Origin of the sequence: Curtobacterium flaccumfaciens UCD-AKU (assembly GCF_000349565.1) — a bacterium.
Lineage (GTDB): Bacteria > Actinomycetota > Actinomycetes > Actinomycetales > Microbacteriaceae > Curtobacterium > Curtobacterium poinsettiae.
The window spans coordinates 25,731-42,440 of sequence record NZ_APJN01000047.1 but is presented as its reverse complement, the minus strand read 5'-3'; the positions used below and the strand labels follow the sequence as shown (position 1 = coordinate 42,440).

At 68.0% G+C, this 16,710-nt stretch carries 18 protein-coding genes; 4 read left to right on the top strand and 14 right to left on the bottom strand.

Going from position 1 to position 16,710, the window contains the following annotated elements; translation table 11 throughout:
* Positions 1 to 48: 48 nt before the first annotated feature.
* The 14 genes from H489_RS36540 to H489_RS36525 all read right to left on the bottom strand — a co-directional run bounded on the left by H489_RS36540 (position 49) and on the right by H489_RS36525 (position 13,174).
* Positions 49 to 486, bottom strand: a complete 438-nt coding sequence (locus H489_RS36540) for a DUF4913 domain-containing protein (RefSeq protein WP_017885595.1) — start codon at positions 484 to 486, stop codon at positions 49 to 51.
* Positions 479 to 2,119, bottom strand: coding sequence for a type IV secretory system conjugative DNA transfer family protein (locus tag H489_RS20935; protein WP_017885594.1), 1,641 nt, complete (start codon positions 2,117 to 2,119; stop codon positions 479 to 481). The genes H489_RS36540 and H489_RS20935 overlap by 8 nt, the downstream gene beginning before the upstream one ends.
* Positions 2,116 to 3,303, bottom strand: a complete 1,188-nt coding sequence (locus tag H489_RS36535) for a hypothetical protein (RefSeq protein ID WP_017885593.1) — start codon at positions 3,301 to 3,303, stop codon at positions 2,116 to 2,118. The genes H489_RS20935 and H489_RS36535 overlap by 4 nt, the downstream gene beginning before the upstream one ends.
* Positions 3,304 to 3,389: 86 nt before the next feature.
* Positions 3,390 to 3,893 (bottom strand): hypothetical protein, encoded by a 504-nt coding sequence (locus H489_RS20930; RefSeq protein WP_017885592.1) that lies wholly within the window; start codon positions 3,891 to 3,893, stop codon positions 3,390 to 3,392.
* An 18-nt stretch (positions 3,894 to 3,911) separates the two neighbouring features.
* On the bottom strand, positions 3,912 to 4,142 hold the full coding sequence (locus H489_RS20925; RefSeq protein ID WP_017885591.1) for a hypothetical protein: 231 nt from the start codon (positions 4,140 to 4,142) through the stop codon (positions 3,912 to 3,914).
* 4 nt (positions 4,143 to 4,146) lie between these two features.
* Entirely contained in the window at positions 4,147 to 5,247 is a 1,101-nt protein-coding gene (locus H489_RS36530; RefSeq protein ID WP_017885590.1) for a hypothetical protein, read from the bottom strand.
* Entirely contained in the window at positions 5,244 to 5,792 is a 549-nt protein-coding gene (locus H489_RS20915; protein WP_152427114.1) for a hypothetical protein, read from the bottom strand. Before H489_RS20915 ends, H489_RS36530 begins: the two co-directional genes overlap by 4 nt.
* A complete protein-coding gene (locus H489_RS20910; protein ID WP_017885588.1) occupies positions 5,789 to 7,369 on the bottom strand; it encodes a hypothetical protein in 1,581 nt (526 codons plus the stop codon). The genes H489_RS20915 and H489_RS20910 overlap by 4 nt, the downstream gene beginning before the upstream one ends.
* The gene (locus H489_RS20905; RefSeq protein WP_017885587.1) at positions 7,366 to 7,650 is read right to left on the bottom strand and encodes a hypothetical protein; all 285 of its coding nucleotides are present in this window, start codon (positions 7,648 to 7,650) and stop codon (positions 7,366 to 7,368) included. The genes H489_RS20910 and H489_RS20905 overlap by 4 nt, the downstream gene beginning before the upstream one ends.
* Positions 7,647 to 9,263: a hypothetical protein gene (locus H489_RS20900; RefSeq protein ID WP_152427113.1), complete on the bottom strand. Its 1,617-nt coding sequence runs from the start codon at positions 9,261 to 9,263 to the stop codon at positions 7,647 to 7,649. The genes H489_RS20905 and H489_RS20900 overlap by 4 nt, the downstream gene beginning before the upstream one ends.
* A gap of 25 nt (positions 9,264 to 9,288) precedes the next feature.
* The gene (locus H489_RS20895; protein ID WP_017885585.1) at positions 9,289 to 10,698 is read right to left on the bottom strand and encodes a hypothetical protein; all 1,410 of its coding nucleotides are present in this window, start codon (positions 10,696 to 10,698) and stop codon (positions 9,289 to 9,291) included.
* Complete coding sequence (locus tag H489_RS20890; protein WP_017885584.1) at positions 10,698 to 11,435, bottom strand: hypothetical protein; 738 nt, start codon at positions 11,433 to 11,435, stop codon at positions 10,698 to 10,700. The genes H489_RS20895 and H489_RS20890 overlap by 1 nt, the downstream gene beginning before the upstream one ends.
* The gene (locus tag H489_RS20885; protein ID WP_017885583.1) at positions 11,432 to 11,785 is read right to left on the bottom strand and encodes a hypothetical protein; all 354 of its coding nucleotides are present in this window, start codon (positions 11,783 to 11,785) and stop codon (positions 11,432 to 11,434) included. The genes H489_RS20890 and H489_RS20885 overlap by 4 nt, the downstream gene beginning before the upstream one ends.
* An 18-nt stretch (positions 11,786 to 11,803) precedes the next feature.
* Positions 11,804 to 13,174, bottom strand: a complete 1,371-nt coding sequence (locus tag H489_RS36525; protein ID WP_152427112.1) for a MinD/ParA family protein — start codon at positions 13,172 to 13,174, stop codon at positions 11,804 to 11,806.
* 170 nt (positions 13,175 to 13,344) lie between these two features.
* Between H489_RS36525 and H489_RS20880 the strand changes: the two genes are divergently transcribed.
* From H489_RS20880 to H489_RS20865, 4 genes are read left to right on the top strand one after another with little or no spacing between them, the layout of a single operon-like run.
* A complete protein-coding gene (locus tag H489_RS20880; RefSeq protein ID WP_017885580.1) occupies positions 13,345 to 14,034 on the top strand; it encodes a helix-turn-helix domain-containing protein in 690 nt (229 codons plus the stop codon).
* Positions 14,031 to 14,549 carry a hypothetical protein gene (locus H489_RS20875; RefSeq protein WP_017885579.1) on the top strand — a complete coding sequence of 173 codons (519 nt, stop codon included), beginning with the start codon at positions 14,031 to 14,033 and terminating at the stop codon, positions 14,547 to 14,549. The genes H489_RS20880 and H489_RS20875 overlap by 4 nt, the downstream gene beginning before the upstream one ends.
* Positions 14,546 to 15,463: a hypothetical protein gene (locus H489_RS20870; RefSeq protein WP_017885578.1), complete on the top strand. Its 918-nt coding sequence runs from the start codon at positions 14,546 to 14,548 to the stop codon at positions 15,461 to 15,463. Before H489_RS20875 ends, H489_RS20870 begins: the two co-directional genes overlap by 4 nt.
* Complete coding sequence (locus H489_RS20865; RefSeq protein WP_017885577.1) at positions 15,445 to 16,590, top strand: alpha/beta hydrolase; 1,146 nt, start codon at positions 15,445 to 15,447, stop codon at positions 16,588 to 16,590. Before H489_RS20870 ends, H489_RS20865 begins: the two co-directional genes overlap by 19 nt.
* Positions 16,591 to 16,710 lie beyond the last annotated feature (120 nt).

Below are 16,710 nucleotides of genomic sequence, written 5' to 3'. Positions count from 1 at the left end.
CATGAGAACGGGCCCACGCGGATGTGTGAGCCCGTCCTCATGGTGTGGCTACTGTTCCGGCGGTCTCGCCGGCGCGATCGCGTTCACCCGGTCGCGGTCGCCGTCGTAGAGGTGACCGCGTTGCATGCTGCAGTCCCGGAACGGTCCGGTTGCCGCGTCGAACAGCACGGCACGGTGCGGGTCCCAGTGCCGAATCCACCAGTCCGAGAGCGCTGCCATGTTCCCGTTCTCGTCCTCCTGCTCCGCCTCGGCGGCGATGTACGCGGTCCACAGCGCCTGCAGCCGATCGATGACCTCGGGGTGCTTCCACCACTCCGGGCACCAGGTTGCCCGCTGCGCTGACCCGGTGACTTCCACCCGCGCGAATCGTTCCTGCACCCAGTCGTAGAACATCGACTGGAACGGGTTTCCGCCCTCTTCCGGCGCTCCGGTGTCGACGTCGTCCGCCCCGTCGACGTCGACGTCGACTGCCTCGATCTCAGACATTCAGGGCCTTCTTCCCACCGTTGATGCGGCGGCGGAGTCGGAGGTTCCGGAACCACGGTTTCGTGCGGATCAGGATCGGGTCGACGCCGCTGGCGAAGACCACCGCCCGCCACTTCCGGAGGGATCCCAGCGCGCCGGCGGTGAGGATGGGCCGGAACCGGGTGGCACCGGTGGTGCTGTCGATGACCTCTTCGTACTCACCGATGAGTGCGGAGAGCTCCTGCAGGCGCGGCTGGTCGACCACTCCCCCGCCGAAGACGCGGATCGGGGCGGCGGACCAGATCGCCTCCCACCCTTCCTTCCCGTATGCGGCGATCGCCTGTGCCGGGGACTGGAAGTACGCGTTCATCACGATCCCGAGGGACCCGTAGTACGAGTACACCTCCGGCAGCTCCGGCCACTTCACGACGTTCGCGCACTCGTCGAGCTCGTTCACGAGCGGCACCCGCAGCCGTCCACCGTTGGCGTGCGCCTGCTGCTCGGCGGCCTTGCAGACCGCACGGACGAGTGCGGTCACGAACGCGGCCGCGGATCCGCCCTTCTTCGACAGCAGCACCAGGGTGTCCTTGCCCTGCGCCAGGGTGGCCGGGTCGAACTGCCGGATGCCTGGCGTGGGAACTGTCCACGCCATCATCGCTTCGTTCGACAGGGCACCGGCCATGCGCTGCGCGGTGGCGTACATGCCGGAACGGGTCTTCTCCGTCCACTCGGCGAACCCGTCGAGTGTCGCTGCGAGCCCGACGACGTCGTGCTTGCGGAGGATGTCGGCGACCGTGGTCACCTTCTCCCGGGTCAACCACTCGTACACGTCCCGCAGCTGCCGCCGCTCTAGGGCCGCAGCGAGGAAGCAGCCGGCGAGCATCTTCCGGCCTGACTCGTCGAACTGGGCATCGCCGCCCCGGTCGGATGCTTTCCGTGTCGATGCCTCGAAGATCTCGGCGAGTTCGTACGCGTCGTCATCGGTGTGGATGTCCGCGAGCAGGTCGAAGGTGAAGTCCGGGGTCGAGGAGCGTCGCACGACCTGGTTCGGGTCGAGGACGTAGCACTCGCCGGCGCCGTGGCGGGCGGCGAGGATCTCGCGGATGCCGTCCGGCTTGTTCGAGGTCACCAGGACGCCGCCGGGGGCGACGGCGCAGTGCGGGACGACCTCGGAGGTGGTTTTGCCCCGTCGGGTGCCGTGCAGGTGCACGCCGGCGTCCTCCCACGACTGGAACACCTTGTGCCGGCCGCGCGTCGCGACCGACCCGATCGGCAGGCCGGGACCGATCTCTGGTTCTTCCTCGTGCAGGTCGTTGCGGGCCTGCTCAAGGCGGGCCTTCTCCAGCAGGGCCTTGTACTCGGACGGCGGCGCCATCCGTCGGACGGTCTGCCGCTCCTCGCGGCGGATTCGGCCGAGCCGTCCTACGACGATCGCCGCCGACACGACGGCCGCGACGCCGACGATCAGGATCGGGACCGCGGCTCCAGGCACACGCGCACCGTCGAAGAACTGCCCGACGAGCTGCACGACGTTCCAGGAGTAATCCGTCCCCGTCGGGGTGAACACGGCGCCGACGTGGATGCTGAGGTACGCCGCGACCAGCACGACGGTGAACAGCAGCGCCGTTTCGAACGTCGATCGGATCTCGTTCATCGGCCGAGACCTCGTTCTGGCGCAGGCGCCGGCACCACATCCGCAGTCGCCGCGGCCGACGGCGTCCCCGTCACATGCATGCTGCGACCGTTTCCGCGCTCCCATGCCTCTCGGCGCCGTTGTGCGTCGTCGCCAGTGCGCTCGCCTTCCTCGCGGCGGGCGTCCCGCCACCCCTGGATCCGTTCGCGAACGCCGCCGCGTTCCGCTCCCGACTCTGCCGCGATGGCGCTCTGAGCCCGTACGGCGCGGACCGTGTTATCCCGCTCGATCCGCGGCAGCGCCTGCGTCGCGCGCTGCAGGTCCGGGTCGAGGTACCGCATCTCCGCCTCGGCGGGGTCGCCGGCATGCACGGAGGGCGCACGGGTCACTTCCTTGGCCCGGCTGTCGATGACCTCGAGCTGCTGGTCGACCGCGGGATCGAGGTCGGACCACCGACCCGCGATCCCCGCTGCTTCCACCAGCGCCCGCTCCATGTTCTGCGACAGCGGTTCGTTCAGGAGTTCCTCGTAGAAGAACGTCACGTCCGGCAGTTCCCGCAGCACTGTCGTCGTGATCCTGTCGAGGTCGTCGTAGGTCGAGACCTTGTCCGCGAGGACACTCGAGCCGATCTCCGCACGTGCGGCGTCGTCCGCGGCGGCGTAAGCGAGGCCGACCTGGAGTCGGGCGCCGTATCCCTCGAGGAACGCCTGCTCCATCCGCTCCTGCAGGGGCAGCCGGTCAGCGGCGGTCTCCGCCTGCAGTGCGCCCGGGTCGAGCGAGCCCAACTCAGCCAGGGCCGAGCGGATGCGCGTCACTTCCGCGGCCGACTGCCCGTTGTCCTCGGCGGTCGGTTCGATGGATTCCCACCGGGCACCGTCTTCGTCGTTGACGTACTCGGCCCCGTACCCGAGGCCCATCTGCTGCTGCAGCGTGGCAGCGAACATCGGGTCCCCGAGCACTCCGTTCAGATCTCCACCGTGCCGCAGCACGAGCGTTGCCCCAAACAGTGCGGGAACGTCCGGCTCCGCGCCGGCCACTCCACGGTAGGCGGCGTCGACGCGTCGGGACTGCTCCGCGAGGACCGCGCGTGCAACTTCCGCGCGACGTGCCAGCGCGTCGGCACCGATGCCGCGCACCCCGAGGGTGAGGGCATCGGCGTAGGAGGCGCGAAGCGCCTGGTCAAGGTTCATCGGTTCGTTGGCCATGATCTGTGTCCCTTCCTGCTCCTACTTCCCGGACGCGATCGCGCCCGGCTTGTTGCCAGTCCTGGTCTGGAAGCCGGTTGGGACGGTCATGCGACGTTCTCCGTCGATGCGCCGGCGTCGATGGTGCCCGGGTCGGCGAGAAGTTCAGGGAGGTCTTCGGCGGCGGCGTCCTTGTTGTCGATCCACCAGCGGGCCCGGTCGATCGGCCGGGCAGGGACGAGGACCTGTTCCTCGAAGTCGACGTCGCTGAGCTCCCCGCCTTCGACGAGTGCTTCGTAGGCGCCGCGGATCAGCTCCGCGCGGATCCGGAGCGCCCACGGCACCTGCTTCTCGGTGCCGACCAGGTCGATCGGCAGTCCGTCGCGTTCGGCGTCCTCGCGGATCTGCTTCGCTTCCGCGGCGTGCCGGGCGTCGCGCTCAGCGTCGGACTCCCCCGACCCGCTCTGCTTCTTGAAGCAGCGGCTGCACACCAGGTGCTCACCGAACCACTTCGCGGACCCGGCCCGCTTGCCGGCGGGCTTGTCAGACAGGTCACGGTTCTCGATATGCCCGCACGTGTACTCCACGGGCCAGATCGTCTTGACAGCCATGATGGGTTCTCCTTCGGTTCAGCGGATGGACGTCGACGTCGTCTGACGCGGAGTCCGGTTTCGGTCTGCGACGAGCTGCTGGATGCGGGACAGAGACAGGCCGGACGCTTCGGCGGCGGCCTCCCGGCCGACCGTGATCGCGGCGGCCGCGATGGCGTCATCCCGCTCTTGTCGGGACTGGTGGTATGCCTCGACCGCGCGGCGCACCTGGTCGATCGGATCGGTCCCCCGGTCGGTGGTAGAGGTCATCGGGTCACTTCTCCTTCCCGGCCGGGAGGGTCAACGCCTCCGTGGTGGCGCCGAGGTCGACGTGCTGGTGCGAGCACGGGTCCTCGAACTGGCGCAGGTTCGACAGCGGCGTGTTCGGCCGGCACTGCACCTGCCCGACTTGGGAGCCCTTCGGCATGACCGTGTTGAGCCAGGTCAGGAACTCGATGTCCTGCGGGCCCGAGCCGAGGAGCGGTTTCCCACCGACGGCGTTGAAGTCGACCGCGACGGCCGGGTTCTTGCAGTGCAGCGATCCCGGGCAGTGTGTGGTGATGCCGACGCAGGGACGGTTCATGTCGCTGATCTGCACCGAGCCGTACTTGTTGAGCGCGGCGACGAGGATCTGCAGGATGCGGGTATCGACCTGGCAGCCGGGCTTGGTGGTGCCAGAGACGATCGGGAGGATCTCCTGCTCCACCATCTGCGGGTGGTACGTGTCGGTGAAGGTGCCCTTCTTCCACGCCGCGGCCAGGACCGAGGCGAGCTCCTTCTGGTCCCCGGACACGTCACAGCCGGACGTCACCGTCGTCCCGGTGAGGGCCTTGATGACCTCCTGCGCCTGGGTGAAGTACTTCGCGTAGTGGTACGGGTCGGCGTTGCCCTGCACGGCGTGCGCGGCGAGGGTCGGCTCCATCGACTCCCACCCGTCGACCTGCAGCAGCTTCGTCAGGAACGCCTTCGCTGCGGTGGGGATGTCGAGGCGCTGGTCGCGGCTGCCGTAGGCGGCGTTCTGCTGCAGCACCCCGATCGTGGTGTTGTCGACGGCGTCACCGTGGTTCGGGTTCGACAGCGACGACTCACCCATCGCGGTCATCACGAGAATCGTCGTGGCCTGCTGGTTGACCTTCATCTGCTTGGCCGCGGCGATCAGCTTGGCTGCGACCTGCAGCTGGTCGCGGTCCCACTGGCCGACCTTCGCCGGCACCTTCCCGCTGACTGCCCCGGTTGATCCCGACGCGGTCCCACACGCTGCCGCGGCCGCGGCGGGCGGGTTCGATGATGCGGCGATCGCGAAGTAGATCCCGCCGACCAGCAGGAGAATCGGGGCGAGGATCAGCGCGATCACCCCGAGGATCCAGCCCTTCACTGCCCGCTCCCGGGCAGCTGCGCGGAGACCACCAGCCACCGACCGTCCTGCTGCTGCAGGTTCACGATGTACCGGCCGGCGTCGGTGGGAACGGCGACGATCGCCGGCACCGGGTCGGTGTCGCCGTCGTCATCCGCGCTGCCGGGCACGGGCGCTGCGGAGGCACCGGCGGTGACGATCGCCTTCCCGGTGACCCGGGTTCCGGGGACCTGCTCGCGGTCGGTGCCGGCGTAGGCGGTCTTCGCCTGCTTCGTGAGGTATCCGCTGTAGGTCTTCTGCCACACGTCGACGGGGACCTGGTGGTTCGTGAACGCCGCGACGAACCCAGCTGCAGCTGTCTCCGGCGTGTTCGACGGCGTCGACGTCGGAGCCGGCACCGACGCTTCCGACGTCGTCGGCGCCACTGCGGCGCGTTCAGGTGCTGCGGGCGACGTCTGCCGTGCCAGCCCGAGGGCGAGCCCTACGCCGAGGATGACCACGACGGCACCGGACGCTGCCGCGAAGACCACCCACCGAGGAAGGCCCCGCTCCTGCCGGGCGCTCATGCCGCCACCAGCCCGGGCTGCTGGGTGTCTTCGTGCTCGAGCATGCCCATCGCGTAGTTCGTCTCGGTGATCTTCTTCTCCAAGCTCGAGCGGATGTGCGCGACCCGGGTCTCGGCGTCGATGCCGACCTTCTTGAAGTGGTGCCCCTGCGGCAGCGTCATCAGGTAGTCCGACGCCCCCGTCCGCAGGCCCGCGATCGCGGCCGCCTGCTGCGCGTCGTCCTGCCGGGCCTGCCGGAACAGGTGCAGCGTGCCGGCTTCCTTGATGAAGGAGATCGCGGGGTCATCCGTGGGGATGTCGGCGACGTGGTGGATGTTGACCACGTTCGACAGCCCCAGCGCGCGAGACAGCTTCGAGTTCGACCGGATCACGGCGCCCATCGGGCCGCCGACGAGGAACCAGCCCTCGTCGACGCAGAAGTTCGTCTGCTGCTGCTCCTTCGAGGTGCGGATCGCGCCGATAGTCCACGCGTTGGCGAGCATCATCCCGATCGACCGAGCGGGGCCGTCCTCGGGCAGCTGGCTGAAGTCGAAGAACGTCGCCTTCTGATCCAGCGCCACGCTCTTGGAGGTGTCGCCGTCAAACAGGCCGGGCATCTCTTCCGGGATCCGCTCGAGCAGGATCCGGGCGCCGTAGCCGGCGAGCTCCTGGTGGTCCTTCACGAACGAACTCAGGCCCGCGTACTCGGGCACGTCCATGTCCCCGATCCGATCGAGCACGTCGAGGATGTTCGCCGCGCGCCCCGTGTCCTCCGCCGAGCGGAGTGCGTGGAGGACGGCCACGCGGACCGCCTTCTTCTCGAACCGGTTCAGCTCGATGTTGTCGTTGAGGACCGCGGCGGCCTGCTGCACCATCTGCACCATCCCCGTCGGCCCGGGGACGAGCTGCGTCTGCAGCAGCCGCGGGTCGAGGAGGTTCAGCGTCACGCCCTCACGCGCGGCCGACGTCGACGTGTCGGCGATGATGAACCGGATGGGCTCGACCCCGATCGCAGCAGCGACAGGCGTGTACTCGCCGAACTTCGAGTCGCCGGTGAACGGCTTGATGTCGATGACCACGACCCGGCGACCCTTCAACACCAGCGGACGGAGCACGTAGTCGCACTTCATCAGCGTCGACTTCCCCACCCCGACGTCACCGATCGTGCACACGTTCGCCGACGTCACCTTCCCGGCACGGAACGCCGCGAACTGATCGTTCGTCGCCGGCGTCGACGACAGCGTCTCGATGCCCGACAGCAGCCCCTGGAACTCCATCGGGGACGCGATCGGTGCAGGGTTCAGGATCTCCACCTGCCGCGTCGTCGACGGGGCACCCGTGACCAGCGGACCGTAGTAGCCGATCCGGGTCAGCAGCTTCCGCCGCTTCGGCTGGTAACCGCCCTCCGCCGGCACCGGGAAGCCGTTCGCGTCCTTGCCCGGCGCGAGCTCGTCAGTGACATCGTCGACGGCAGTCGGCGCGGACCGGATGCTCCGCTTGACCTGCTGCTTCGCCGACACCATGACCGCGCGCCGTGCCCTGCGGGTCGGCTCGTACGGCTCGGCCGTCTCGGTCTGGCCGTTCGTGGTGACGCTCATCGGGTCGGTCCTGTCTGTTCGGGGGTGGTGTCTGCGTCGAGCCGGCGGATGCGGTCCCGGAGCCGCCATGCAGCAACAGCGGCCGCGGCGATCAGGAGGAGGCCTGCGAACGGGGTGATCGCGGAGCCCAGTGCCAGGCCGACGATGCCGAGCACGCCCCAACCGATCCCGGCCCAGGCGTGCCGATTCGAGCGCCGGACAGCGCCGCGGAACATGGTGATGATCGCGAGAGCGAACGTTCTTTGCACGGCGACGATCAGCGCCCAACCGATGACCGTCACAGCGCTTCCTTCGCTTCCTTGCCCGCGGCGAGCTTCTCGACGCGGGTACCGATCGAGCCGTTCGACGGGGCGATTCCGCGCCCAACGGGCCACGTGTACGCGGCGGCGGTCTGCTGGTGCGGGTCGAGCCAGGTCAGCTTGCTGATCCCGGCGTTCGAGGCGGCGGCGGTGATCTCCTCGACGGCGTCGGAGAGCTCCTGACGGCTTCCGGCGGTGACGGTGATGTAGCCGACCCAGTTCGCGCCGGTGTACCCGGTCCCGGGGGTGAGGTCGGCGATGCGCCGCTTCGCGGCTTCCTGCTCGACGGTGAGGGTGGTGTCCTCGATGCCGCCGCCGCGGGCTCGGCGGTTCGCGTCGGCGATGTCGGACACGCGGTCCTTCTCCGCCAGGAACAGGGCGTGATCCTGCGGGGTCAGCTCGAGGTGGAAGCTGATCGTTCGCACGACCTGGTGTTCCATCTCGCCGAGCATCGGTGCCATCCACAGCGACGTCCGGTGTGAGATCTTCACGTCCTTCGCCGTCACCCGGCAGGTGCGGGAGAGGGACTGTGAGAGCTGGCCCTCTGGGGCGCCGACGTAGGTCATGTAGGACCAGTCCTCTTGCGAGGGCAGCCACGCCCGGTCCGGGGTGATGTCTCCGGCCTGGTCCATCGGGAACCCGGGGTGCTGCAGGTGCCGCAGCACGGCGGCGGTCTGCCGCGCTGTCATGGCGTGCACGTTCCGGAACCTGGCCGCGGTGAACGCTGCGGTGACGGAGCGGATCTCACGGTCCATGACCGCGAGCCACCCGTCGATGCCTTCCCCTGCCCGTTCGGCGCGGGCGACGAACCGGTCAGTGACGGGCCAGCAGACGACGAACATGGGCCGGTTCACCAGCTGCGCGGCGGAGATGTCGTCGACGACTTCCCGGTAGGACTCGTGGATCTCATCCGGGATCGAGTTGTCGCCGTTCTCCGCGAGCCACGCCTCGTGCGGTGCCGGATCGGAGGGCAGAATCCGGGAGATCGTCTGCACCCGATTCGGGAGCGTCAGCGCGGCACCGAACTGGGCGAGCACCTGCTCGTACCCGGCCGCGGAGGCGTCGAAGACGGCGTCGGATTCGATGCCCTCGACCTGCCCGGTGGTGCTGAACACCACGGCGAGGTACTCCTCCCCGAACGACGGACGGTGCCACTGAATGCCCGGGGTGCGGTTGCGTTCCCGCAGCCACAGCATCCCCTCAACCCCGTCAGGTGTGAGACGCATCGCGTGCACCTGCCGCTCTGCTTCCTTCCGGGCGGCCCGACCGTCAGCGTTCGCCCACGCGTCGGTCAGCGCATCCCAGCCGTCCTTGTCGTACGGGACGAACGTGGTCAGGCCGCACTTGTCGCGGTCCCGGTAGGAGCGTTTGTCGATGCTCCGCTGCAGGACGGTGTTATTGACGGTGTCGATGGTCACGAACCACGCCACCAGGGGCAGCACGGCGAGGAGGACCAACCCGGTGATCTGCCAGAGCGCGGCCGCGATGAGGCCGACAATCAGGGCGATCGACAGCGTCCAGATGCGGACCTTCGAGATCCGGCCACCGAACAAGCCGCGGTGAGTGACATCCCCACCGATCAATGACGTACGCATGCTGAGTCCCCTTCGGACAGACGGTTCAGTCGTGAGAGCCGGCGTCGCCCGCCTGCTCGGCGGCCTGGTGGCCAGCGCGAACCGCGGACGCGGCGGCCTTCAACGCGGCGTTCGCGAGCAATGCGCCGACGGCGATCGGTGCGCCAACCCCGGTCGCGGCGGTTCCCGCGGTCGCGGTCTTCCCTGCAGCGGACGTGGCACCCTTCTGCGCGGCCGCCTGTGCGGTCTTCCGGCTCCCCGCCTGCGCCGCCTGGTTCGCAGCGCTGCCTCCGCCTCCGGTGCTGGAGGCGTCGATGGTGGTGCTGCCACCGCCGCCGGCCTGGACGGGCTGCGTCGATGGCGTCCACCCGGATCCGCTGCCGGACCCGGATGTGGTGCCGGCGGCCTCGTTGGGGTTCTGCGGCCCCGAGCGACCCCCGCCTCCTCCCCCGGTTGGGACCTGCGGGACGGAGCCAGGATTGGGGCTGTTGAGTCCGCCGTCCCGGGATTGCCCGCCGCCACCGAGCGGGGCGGTCGCTGGGGAGCCGATCTTCATCAGCGCCATCGGCGCGAACACGATCATGCAGATCAGCACCGCGGGCAGGGCGAGGTTGACGAACGTGGCGAAGTCGCCGGCGTCGCCGTCCACGGCCTTCATCTGCAGGCCACCGACGGCGCGGAAGACGACCCCAACGAGGAAGATCAGCAGCGCTTGCGCGAAGTTCAACGCGATCCACACCGTCGGGCCGATCTTCGCCAGGTGCCGGGTCTTCGGGTTGACTGCCCATGCCAGGAACAGGGCCATCAGGGCGCCGGTGAGGTACATCGTGGCGAGCTGGATCAGCAGCAAGAAGACCACGACGATCATCCCGAGCAGCAGCCCCTCGAGGGTGATCTGCGAGATCAGCGCAGTGCCCCACAACGCCTGCGCGTTCTTCGACGCTGCGGCGTCGCCGAGGTGGGTGAAGTAGTCCTTCGTCGACGTGCCCACCGACCACAACGCGAGCGATTCCTCGAGCTGGACGAACACCTTCCCGATCAGCTGTCCCACGAGCGGCCCGAACGATGCTGCGACGACGAACCCCGGCAGAGCGACGAACAGGGATTCGGCGAGTTCCTTGCCGGAGTTCTTCCCCTTCTGGGTCTGGATGGTCGCGACGATGAGCAGCACCGCGGCCAACAGGAACGCCATCGCGAACGACACCCGGTACGAGTCGATCCACCACTTCGCCGAGTAGTCAGGGTGCAACGCGTCGATCATCGGCGGGATCAGCTTCGTCGCCACCACGTACACGCCCTGCTGCAGCAGCGAGGTGATGTACCCGGCGGGATCCTTCGCGAAGTCCACCGCCTTCACGACGTCGGTTGCCGCCTTCGCCGTGGATCCGACGATCCCGGAAACGATTCCGGTCAGCCCCGACGCGACGTTCGCGCCAGCGTCCTGCCACCACGACATCAGCAACCCCCCGTGAACGTGGTCCCGGACTGCGTGGCGTTGACACGCCAGTCACCATCCCCGGATGCACCGGAGATCACCCAGCCGCCGTCGGTGGCGGTGAGGGTGAACTCGCCGCCGGTGTAGTTGACCTTCCCGGCGCGGACGTCGGTCTTGCCATCCGTGGTCGATGGGGCAGCGATATCGATCGTCACCGTGTGCGTGGTCAGGTCGATGACCTTGAACGCACCCTTGGACAGGTCCACGGTGTGCTTCTGCGCATCGGCGTAGGGGGTGCCCTCGGCGACCTGCGTCTTCAGCAGATCGTGGGCTGTGCCGGTGGTCGCGATGTTCACCACCTGGTCGATGCCCGGCCGCCACTCCGGATCCGCGGCGGACGTGACCTGCAAGAACCCGCCCAGGAACTCCGCCGCCCCCTCGACGGTGAAGTCCTTCGTTCGCCGCAGCTGCAGCAGATCCGTCCCGGTGATCCCGACCCCCGCGACGCACCCGGACACGGTGCGCCGTTTCGAGTCGCCCAGGCTGTCGATCGTCGGAGCCGACCCCGGCGTTGCCGACGCCGCGGGCGACGTCGCCGATCCGGTCGGCGACGTGGACGCACGCGGCAGGAACGCCACGACGATCAGCACCACCAGAGACGCGGCGACCACGGCGGCGAAGACGATCGCGGTTGTCTTCCCGACACTGATCCGCTTCCGCGGGCGGGGGGTGCCCTCCCGCTCCTCGGCGCCGGTCATGATGCGCCGTTCTGAGCGGCGGTGGTGATCGCGACGAACAGCGTCGGTGCGAGGATCACACCGGCGATCGCGATCCCGGTGCCGAGCATGGTGTTGCGGGCGTGCTCGGCGTCGTTGGGCTTCTTCGCGTCCATCGCCTTCCGGAGGCCCATGAGGGCCTTGATGAAGAAGAACGCCAGGACGATCAACGCGATCGCGAGGAACCCGCCGAGGGCCGGAACCCACACGTTCCGGAACCCGTCGCCGAGCCAGTCGAAGTTCGGCGTCACACCCTCGAACGGGTTGTCGCCCTTCGCGACGACCGACGTGGCGGTGGTTGCCAGGGCAGTGGGGATGGGCAGCAGAGACATGGGTGGACCTTTCGTGAGTTATGCCGACGCCCGACCGGTGTCGGTGTCGGAAGAGGGCTTGGGGAGGGCGCGCAACTGCTCGGGGAGGTCTTCCGCGGGCTCTGCGTACCCGGACGCGCGCCGGGCACGGCCGTAGAAGCGCTGCAGGTTGACCGTGTCGGTCAGCTGGTGCTTGCAGAACGAGCAGTACGTGAAGGGCGGGGTCTGCTTGCGGCAATTCGGGCACGTCACCCAGTCCTCACGCGGATCGGGCGCAACCTCCGGCACCACCGGCGGTTGCGGCGCGGCAGCGGCGGGAACGGGCGCCGGGGTGACCGGGTCGCCGTCCTGAGCCGAGCCGGCCCCATCGGGGTCCTCGCCGTCCTGCGCCGCAGCGGCGCTCTGCCGTGGGCTTGTCGTGCTCGGCTGTTCGCCGCGAACCACGCGAACGATCTCCGCGGCCGCGAACGTGAACGCGTCCTGGGTCGCCTTCGAGACCTTCGCCCAGGTGATGTCGCGACGCTCCGCGATGTGCGCGTCGAACGGGATGTCGAACTGGCGAGCGCCGCCGCGCTCCTCGAGGTAGCGGACGACGTCGCCGCGGTCGACGCTGTTCTCGGGACGTCCGTCTGTCATGCGGAGGATCACGGCGTTCCGAGCGAGCTCGGCAGCGTGCCCGCCGGCTGTGATCAGGCCGTCGAGCATCTCGATCGCCTTCAACCCGGAGTCGCGGGCCATCATCACCGGCACGACCAGGACGTCCGCGACGTCGATCGCGCCGAGGAACGGCCCCGTGGTGACGACGTTGCCGGAGTCCATGAACCGGAACCGGTAGTACTCGTCGATCACCCGAGAGACAGCCACAACGTCATCCGCCGTGAGGGCCGGGCGGGACTCCCCCGGCCGTGAACCGAACACGTCGACGAACGAGGACTGCTGCACGGCGTAGCCGGCCAGCTGCCCGGACGATCGGATCGACGTGATGTCGCGCACCAGGTCACCGAGATCGAGCTGCGGCACACCCTCCGCGCGCAGCGCAAGCGTGCCGGCGTCATCTGCGACCTCGAGCGCGCAGATCCCGTTGCCCTTCACCGCTGCGAACGCGGATGCAAGGCCCAAGGTCGCGGGCGTCTTCCCGGACGTGCCCTTCGGGTTCGCGATCAAGACGCCGACGGGTCGAGTGAACGCACTATGCAGGATCACCGCCCGGGCGCTCTCGAGGGCAGCGTCGCGCGCCCGCGCCTGCCGCTCGGCGGCGCTTGGCTGCAGCTTGAAGCCGAGCCGGTTCAGCTCACCTCTGAGCCCGGTCTTTGCGATCCCGTCGGCATCCCTTTCAACCTCCGCTGAACGGAACAGCGTGTGTGCCGGATCGGGGGCGTGGTGCCCGCTGGTCTGGTGCTGAGTCTCCAAGAGAGCCCTCCAACTTAATAAGTTGCGGGATCCTCGGCAGGGTCGAGTGCTGCCCCTGCTCCGCTGATCCCAGTACTGAAACCACTATGCTCTATTTAGAGACGTAAGTGTTGCTTCGTGCTCTAAATGAGGCTCACAGAGTTCTTTCAGTACGCCAATAGAGTCATCGGGTGGGTAGACAGGGCAGCGGTGAGCCGAACGAGTTCTCTAGGGCGTTCGCCGACGCGGTCGACGACATCCGCATTCGGAGAGGCATCACGACGCCTGCTCTCATCACCCAGGCTGGATTCAGCCGCGGCTACTACTACAAGCGCACCCGCGGCGAGACCTCCTTCAACACGAACGACGTGCAGACGATCGCAGAAGCGCTCGGCGTGTCGGTCGGCGAGCTTCTCGCACCAGCGATCACCGAGATGGAACGGCTGCACGCGCCTCGGGACGAACACCTCGAACCCGCGCTACTCGGTTACCGGCTCCGGAAGCTCGTCGCTCTGCATGTCGCCCGCACACCCGCTCCCCCGGTCGACCGCGCGGTCCGCGCTGCACTGGCGAAGCGCGGACGGCTTCTGGCCGGTGCGGACTGGGAACGACTCCTCGCCGGCGAGCCGACAGATGTCACCAGCGACGATCTCCGCGCGATCGCGGACTTCTTCGACGTGCCGTCCGAGTACCTGCTGCGCATCGCATTGCCCGGCGTCGTCGACCTCGTCGACGCACGGCTGGAAGTGGAAATCGCCCTGGCGGAGACTGGTGTGGGGATCGCAGCTCGCTCTGTCAACGCAGCGTCCCCAGACGAGCTCCTGGCGATCGCCGAAGCCATCCGCGCCGCAGCGCCGAATGAGCGGGGAGGTACTAAATGAAGACGATCCGAACGCAACGACTCACCACCCAGCTTGCTGAGGACGCCATCGCCCGGCTGTCTTTGCCCGCTGGCCCTCTCACCTTCGAGACGCTGCGAACGGCCGTATCTAGCTGGCTCGGCAAGCCGCTCATCATCGACCCGCTGAACACGCTCCCCCCGCGCGATCACCCCGCGAGCGTGACGGGACTGTACCTCGACACCGCAGACGCCGGACGGGTGTACTTCCATCCTGACGACCCCCGCCTCTACCAGCTTTTCGTGATCCTCCACGAGTTCATGCACATCGCCGCCGGCCACGGAGGGTGCCACGTACCTGTCGAGGTTATGGAGCGGGGCTACGCCGGCGTGACCGCGGAGATCACCGCGGCACGGGCACGCGTCCCGGTGCGGACCTCGCTCGAAGACGCTGGCGCCGTCGACGTCGAAGAGCTCGTGGCCGAACGCGGAGCGATGCTCTTGCTCGAACGCCTCCAGAAGTCCACGCTGTCTGCAAGCGAGGAAGCTTTCGCGTGATCCCAGCTGCCTTCTGGGCTGCCGTTGGACTCTTGCTCCTGCGGGTCAATGCGATCGGTAACGCAGCGCGACGTCCTGCCTTCCTCGCCGCAGCGCTTGCGGTAGTCGGCATCGCCACGGTGGGCGTCGTCTGGCCCGTCGAGCACATCGATGCGCTCTTGGGTGACGTCAACGCGATCGATCTGATCCAGGTTCTCGCAGCTACTGCGGCGTTCTGGTTTCTGCGGGACGCCACACGCGCTCACGCCGGCTCAGCCGCTCGATCGCGCCTGCCCATCTTGGTCACCGTGCTCCTCGCTGAGACGTTCACCTTCATGGTGATCCCAGATCACAACGGTGAGCCGACGACGTACATCCACGAGCACCTGCAGTACCCGGCCACGTGGGTGCACATCGTCATCTACATGGTCGCTATGGGATGGTTCGCCGCCGACTCCATCGGTGTGCTCCTGCCGCAGCCCCGAGGTGTGAACATCCTGTTCATCATCGGCTTTGCGCTCGTGGTGCTCTCGATCATCGCTGAGCTCGTCGACATCACCAGAGTGTTCATTGACGGGCAGCAAACCCCCTTCTCCCGGGCGATGCTCGTCGTGTTCAACAGTCTCTTCTACCCCGGCCTCGTCGCCATCGGTGTCGCACACGGATGGCGGACCTTGCGCCGGCTCGTCACTGTGCTCCGGTGGCGTCTGGTCTCGCTCCGCCTGTTCGTCATGTCTGCCCGTGACCAGAGCGCCGGCATGCCGCCGCTGCGCCTCCATGGCAGCGCTGAGGTGGTTGTCGCGCAGCGGTACATCGAGCTCCGCGACAAAATCGTCGCCGGCCGCCTCGAGGTCACACAACAAGAGCAGCGCTATTTACAGCGAGTAGACGAACGGCTCGCGAAGGGAGTTACCGCATGGGCGCTATCGGTGTAGCAGCAGGGGCAGCCGCCCTGACGGTCGTCGTCGTCGCGGGCGCGACCGCTGCGGGCGTGGTGGTCGCGAAGAAGGCGATCCACCCGCGCCCGAAGCGAGCCGTCACCGTCGTTGACGTCGACTCGGTCAGCATCACCGTCCCATCGGAAGAGCAGACACGGTGCCCCGGTGAGTATCGCGTCTACTTCCACGACGGCCAGCGCAGCATCCTCGTCGGGGATGTGCTCGACGACGACGGCCGTGACGTCCGACGGAAGATCCTCGGCGAACCCGCGATCGTCCCCGAAACGGGCGACAAGCTTGTCTGGAGCGGATACCTCCTGGACACACCAGCAGCTGTGTCAGCATCTTTCGAAGAGGTCGCGATCACCGCAGACGGCGATACCCGGAAGGCGTGGTACTTCCCTGTCGACGGCGCCACCACCTGGGCCATCCACGTGCACGGGATTCACTCGGGCCGGCAAGCCATCCTCCGCGCCGTACCCGACACCCTCTCCGCTGGAATGAGTTCCCTCGTCATCGGATACCGCGGCGATGTCGAAGACGGCCGCGGCCTGCCGGCGACCTTCGGCACCGACGAGTGGCACGACCTTGACGCAGCGATGCGCCATGCCGCCGACCACGGAGCAGAGCGCCTAGTGCTTGTCGGCTGGTCGATGGGCGCGACGATTGCTCTCCACGCGGCCGCGCGCTCCACCCTCCGCACTCGGATTGACGCGATGATCCTGGTCTGCCCAGCTCTCGATTGGTTCGCGGCCCTGCGCGCCGGCGCAGCCAAGGCAGGTTTCCCGGGGTTCCTTGGGACCCTGGGTGCCCTCACGCTCACGATCCCTGGTCTCGCTCGCTTCGCCGGCCTCCGGAAAGCTATTCCAAGGCGGTGGATGCGTCCCACCCCGCCCGCTGGGCTGCCGATCCTCCTAGTCCACAGCTCCGGTGACCGAGACGTGCCCCTTGAGGTGTCCAGGCGCTTCGCCGCCAAGCCCGGCGTCGCAGCAACGCTCGTGGAGATCGCGCCATGCCCCCACGGCATGGAGCTCAACCGTGAGCCCGAGCTGTTCCACAGCTCGATTGCGCGCTTCCTCTCTTCGGCTCAGGCCCTATCCGAGGCTGCGCAGGTGCACGAATAGGGTACTTTGGTCATGTCTAGCGTTTTTGTCGGGCTGCGGCATCGAGTACCACGGAGTCGCGCTCGCCAGTCGCTTGAGTCGCCTACCCGCAAGGAGAAGGAGCATCGATGCAGTCTCGCG

What these genes read in the sequence shown, in the direction of transcription:
- H489_RS20900 (WP_152427113.1), bottom strand. Translation starts at nt 9,263, where the DNA reads ATGCGTACGTCATTGATCGGTGGGGATGTCACTCACCGCGGCTTGTTC.
- H489_RS20915 (WP_152427114.1), bottom strand. Translation starts at nt 5,792, where the DNA reads ATGAGCGCCCGGCAGGAGCGGGGCCTTCCTCGGTGGGTGGTCTTCGCG.
- H489_RS20935 (WP_017885594.1), bottom strand. Translation starts at nt 2,119, where the DNA reads ATGAACGAGATCCGATCGACGTTCGAAACGGCGCTGCTGTTCACCGTC.
- H489_RS36535 (WP_017885593.1), bottom strand. Translation starts at nt 3,303, where the DNA reads ATGGCCAACGAACCGATGAACCTTGACCAGGCGCTTCGCGCCTCCTAC.
- H489_RS36540 (WP_017885595.1), bottom strand. Translation starts at nt 486, where the DNA reads ATGTCTGAGATCGAGGCAGTCGACGTCGACGTCGACGGGGCGGACGAC.
- H489_RS20925 (WP_017885591.1), bottom strand. Translation starts at nt 4,142, where the DNA reads ATGACCTCTACCACCGACCGGGGGACCGATCCGATCGACCAGGTGCGC.
- H489_RS20875 (WP_017885579.1), top strand. Translation starts at nt 14,031, where the DNA reads ATGAAGACGATCCGAACGCAACGACTCACCACCCAGCTTGCTGAGGAC.
- H489_RS20910 (WP_017885588.1), bottom strand. Translation starts at nt 7,369, where the DNA reads ATGAGCGTCACCACGAACGGCCAGACCGAGACGGCCGAGCCGTACGAG.
- H489_RS20890 (WP_017885584.1), bottom strand. Translation starts at nt 11,435, where the DNA reads ATGACCGGCGCCGAGGAGCGGGAGGGCACCCCCCGCCCGCGGAAGCGG.
- H489_RS20895 (WP_017885585.1), bottom strand. Translation starts at nt 10,698, where the DNA reads ATGTCGTGGTGGCAGGACGCTGGCGCGAACGTCGCGTCGGGGCTGACC.
- H489_RS20865 (WP_017885577.1), top strand. Translation starts at nt 15,445, where the DNA reads ATGGGCGCTATCGGTGTAGCAGCAGGGGCAGCCGCCCTGACGGTCGTC.
- H489_RS20930 (WP_017885592.1), bottom strand. Translation starts at nt 3,893, where the DNA reads ATGGCTGTCAAGACGATCTGGCCCGTGGAGTACACGTGCGGGCATATC.
- H489_RS20885 (WP_017885583.1), bottom strand. Translation starts at nt 11,785, where the DNA reads ATGTCTCTGCTGCCCATCCCCACTGCCCTGGCAACCACCGCCACGTCG.